The following is a 3601-nucleotide window of genomic DNA, read 5'->3' as shown; positions in this document are numbered from 1 at the left end:
AGAAGGCTGAGGGCATCTCGCATGCCGCCTTCTGCCGCCCGCGCAATAATCGGCAATGCGGATTCATCAAACGCTGTTCCTGTTTCATTTAAAATAAGCGTCATCCGTCCCGTGATAGCTTGAGCCGTAATTCGTTTAAAATCGAACCGCTGACAGCGAGAGATAATCGTCAGTGGAATTTTATGCGGTTCTGTTGTTGCCAAAATAAAGATGACATGCGCCGGCGGCTCTTCAAGCGTTTTTAACAGCGCGTTAAATGCACCGGTTGAAAGCATGTGCACCTCATCAATAATATATACCTTAAACCGGACAGAGCCGGGTGCGTACTTTACTTTGTCGCGGATATCGCGAATTTCATCTACACCGTTATTCGAGGCCGCATCAATTTCAATAACATCTTGAATTGATCCGTCTGAAATCCCTCTGCAGGATGCACATTCATTGCATGGTTCTACCGAAGGACCATTTTCACAGTTTACCGCTTTGGCTAAAATTTTCGCTGCACTCGTTTTTCCGGTTCCACGCGGTCCAGAAAACAGATAAGCATGCGAGATTTTGTCTTGAAGGAGAGCATTCTGAAGCGTTTTCGTTATGTGCTCCTGCCCAACGACATCCGCAAAGTTCTGCGGCCGCCATACACGGTATAATGCCTGATAGCTCATTCTGTACCTCCTTCATCTTTCTTATTTTATTATAAACGAACGGGCACACCTTTTCTATTCCAATGAAAGCAAAAAGGCGCCCGGCAAACCGGACGCCTTGTTTAAACTGATTATGTAATACCGTGCACCTTCTGTCGACTGCCAATCACAGGCGTTACTTGAGCAGTTAGCTCAGCCCAGGCTGCCCCGCGGCACATGAGAGAGTCCACTTAATGCTGCTTCCTTCCGGACCTGACATGGTTCATGGGTTCCCATTGCGCAGGACCCGGACGTCAACGCCACTTACAAAAGGCAGACCCCACAATTAAACAGCCTCGAGAAGGAATTCAGTCCCGCTAGAGCGGATTGCGGATACAGGGCACCGCTACCTCCCCACCTAGCACGGCAAGAACTATTATACTACCTATAGCGAAAAAAAGCAATGTGGGAACTATTTACTCTGCTGCCGCTTTTTTTGTTCCTTTTTTCTTTGTCGGATATTCCGAAAAAATTGGGTTAAAATCATGCCGCATTCTTCTTCTAACATACCGGGTACGACCTCACAACGATGATTAAAACGATCGTCTTCCAGCAGATTCATCAGTGTGCCCGCGCAGCCCGCTTTTGGATCTGCTGCTCCGTAAACAACCCGTTCTACACGTGACAGCAGGATTGCGCCGCTGCACATTGGACACGGCTCCAGTGTTACATAAAGCGTCGTTCCCTCAAGTCTCCATCCTTTTGTTGCTTCACAAGCGTTTTGAATAGCCAAAAGCTCTGCATGTGTAACCGCGTTTTGAGTCGTTTCACGCAAGTTATAGCCTGATGCAATCACCTGGTTATCTTTAACAATAACAGCACCAATCGGTACTTCACCGAGCTGTTCTGCTTTTTTTGCTTCTTCAATTGCTAACTTCATAAAAAATTCATCCATTTTGATGCTCCCTTCTGTAAAAATCCGGGTAGTACTATATAGAAGTGAAGGAGGAAAAGTAATGACTAAAAAATGTGCACTTTTGATTGTAGATATGATTAATGATTTTCAATTTCCAAAAGGAGAACAGCTGGCTGGTTTTACAATAGAAATGACTCCATCGATTCTGCAGCTGAAAGATCATTTCCACAAAAAGGTCTGGCCTGTTATTTATATAAACGACCATTATGGGCTCTGGAAAGCGGATATAAATCTTATTACAGATCACGCATCCAATGAAATAAGCGATCCTATTATACAGCAAATAAAGCCCGGCGACGAAGATTACTTTTTAATCAAGCCGAAGCATTCCGCTTTTTACGGCACCGCTCTTCATACACTGCTGCATGAACTGGATGTAGATTCCGTTGCAGTAACAGGAGTAGCCGGAAACATTTGTGTATTCTTTACAGCGAATGATGCTTACATGCGTGAATTTAAAATTTATATTCCAAAGGATGCAATTGCATCTGAGGAAAAGAAATTCAACGAGTATGCACTTGAAATGATGGAAACCGTTCTTAGCGCAGATGTGCGTCCATCAAATGATTTGATTCAACTGTTGTCATAAGACGCTCCTTCCCTCTGTACACTTAGTAGAGAGAGGAGGAACGGCGTATGGACATTTATGTTGTAAAAAGCGGCGATACATTATTTCAAATCGCGCGGCGATACGGGACAACCGTCGAGGCAATCAGCAACGCAAACCAGCTTGCGACTCTGCCACATCTTGTGGTCGGACAGGCACTAGTGATCCCTATTGCAGGCCGATTCCACACTGTGGTCGCCGGAGACAGCCTATGGAAAATATCAAGACAGTATGGTGTAACCGTTGAAGAAATCGTTCGGCTCAACGGCCTGTCGCCAACTGCTCCGCTTCAAATTGGACGTCAGCTGCGTATTCCATCGCCTCCTAAAAAACAGATCGAGTCCCTTGCTTATATCGAGCCTTCTGCAGCCGGTTATTCAAGCAATATTCTTAATCAAGCTCGCGAAGCAGCGCCTCATCTGACTTACTTCGCTCCAGTCAGTTACAATGCGAACCGGGATGGCTCACTGGATGAGCCTGTTGTGCGCCCTGTCTCTACGATTGCTGAACAAAACGGCACAGTGTTAATGATGGATATTACCAACCTGGAAGAGGGTCAGTTCAGTGGAGAGCTTGCCAGCGTTCTACTGAACGACACGGCTGTGCAGGAAACCTTTTTAAACAATATTAGTCGGATTGCCCGCCAAACCAATTTCAGGGATATTCATTTTGATTTTGAATATTTGCGCCCTCAGGACCGCGAAGCGTACAACCAGTTTCTCCGTCGCGCGGTAGAACGATTTCACCGCGAAGGCAAAACGGTCTCGACAGCTCTTGCCCCTAAAACAAGCGCTACCCAGCAGGGGCAGTGGTATGAAGCACATGATTACAAAGCGCACGGAGAAATTGTGGATTTCTCCGTCCTTATGACCTATGAATGGGGATACAGTGGAGGTCCGCCGATGGCCGTTTCACCGATTGGACCCGTTCGTAACGTCCTTGCGTATGCCGTAACGGAAATGCCTGCTTCTAAAATCGTCATGGGTCAGAATTTATATGGATATGACTGGACACTTCCATATAGGCCAGGAAACCCGTTTGCAAGAGCGGTCAGCCCGCAGGAAGCCCTGCGACGGGCTGCACAGTACAACGCTTCCGTCCGTTATGATTTTACGGCACAGGCGCCTTTTATCGACTACACAGACGACCAGGGACGCGCTCATAAAATTTGGTTTGAAGATGCACGCTCAGTTGATGCCAAATTCTCGCTGATAAGGGAACTCGGACTGCGCGGAATCGCTTATTGGAAAATTGGTTTTGCTTTTCCGCAAAACTGGCTTCTGCTTTCCGACCGGTTTACGGTCGTTAAAATATAAAAAGAACGCCCATCTGATGAATCAGATGGGCGTTCATATCTCCAATTATGCACTTATGTTAAAAATGGAGGAGGAAAGGGGA

At 46.4% G+C, this 3601-nt stretch carries 4 protein-coding genes and 1 other RNA gene; 2 read left to right on the top strand and 3 right to left on the bottom strand.

All coding sequences use genetic code 11. The features are described from left to right. From dnaX to tadA, 3 genes are all read right to left on the bottom strand, one after another. Positions 1-662: DNA polymerase III subunit gamma/tau (gene dnaX, locus VP97_RS22455; protein WP_156153600.1), on the bottom strand; the 662-nt coding region annotated here is incomplete at its 3' end. A 120-nt stretch (positions 663-782) separates the two neighbouring features. Further along, positions 783-1047: signal recognition particle sRNA large type (gene ffs / locus VP97_RS23555), an RNA gene on the bottom strand. A 45-nt stretch (positions 1048-1092) separates the two neighbouring features. Further along, entirely contained in the window at positions 1093-1575 is a 483-nt protein-coding gene (gene tadA, locus VP97_RS22450; protein WP_050184397.1) for a tRNA adenosine(34) deaminase TadA, read from the bottom strand. Between the two features lie 61 nt (positions 1576-1636). On the opposite strand from tadA, the gene VP97_RS22445 reads away from it, so the two are divergent. Both VP97_RS22445 and VP97_RS22440 read left to right on the top strand, forming a co-directional pair. Next, a complete protein-coding gene (locus VP97_RS22445) occupies positions 1637-2185 on the top strand; it encodes a cysteine hydrolase family protein (RefSeq protein ID WP_050184395.1) in 549 nt (182 codons plus the stop codon). Between the two features lie 47 nt (positions 2186-2232). Then, positions 2233-3519: a glycoside hydrolase family 18 protein gene (locus tag VP97_RS22440; protein WP_050184393.1), complete on the top strand. Its 1287-nt coding sequence runs from the start codon at positions 2233-2235 to the stop codon at positions 3517-3519. Positions 3520-3601 lie beyond the last annotated feature (82 nt).

This window comes from Domibacillus robiginosus, from assembly GCF_000966195.1.
In the GTDB taxonomy this organism is placed as follows: domain Bacteria; phylum Bacillota; class Bacilli; order Bacillales; family Domibacillaceae; genus Domibacillus; species Domibacillus robiginosus.
Note: the sequence above shows the minus strand (reverse complement) of the source record. Positions and strands in the feature narration are given on the sequence as shown.

Coding starts and splice junctions, on each gene's coding strand:
- tadA (WP_050184397.1), bottom strand. CDS start 1,575: ATGGATGAATTTTTTATGAAGTTAGCAATTGAAGAAGCAAAAAAAGCA.
- VP97_RS22445 (WP_050184395.1), top strand. CDS start 1,637: ATGACTAAAAAATGTGCACTTTTGATTGTAGATATGATTAATGATTTT.
- VP97_RS22440 (WP_050184393.1), top strand. CDS start 2,233: ATGGACATTTATGTTGTAAAAAGCGGCGATACATTATTTCAAATCGCG.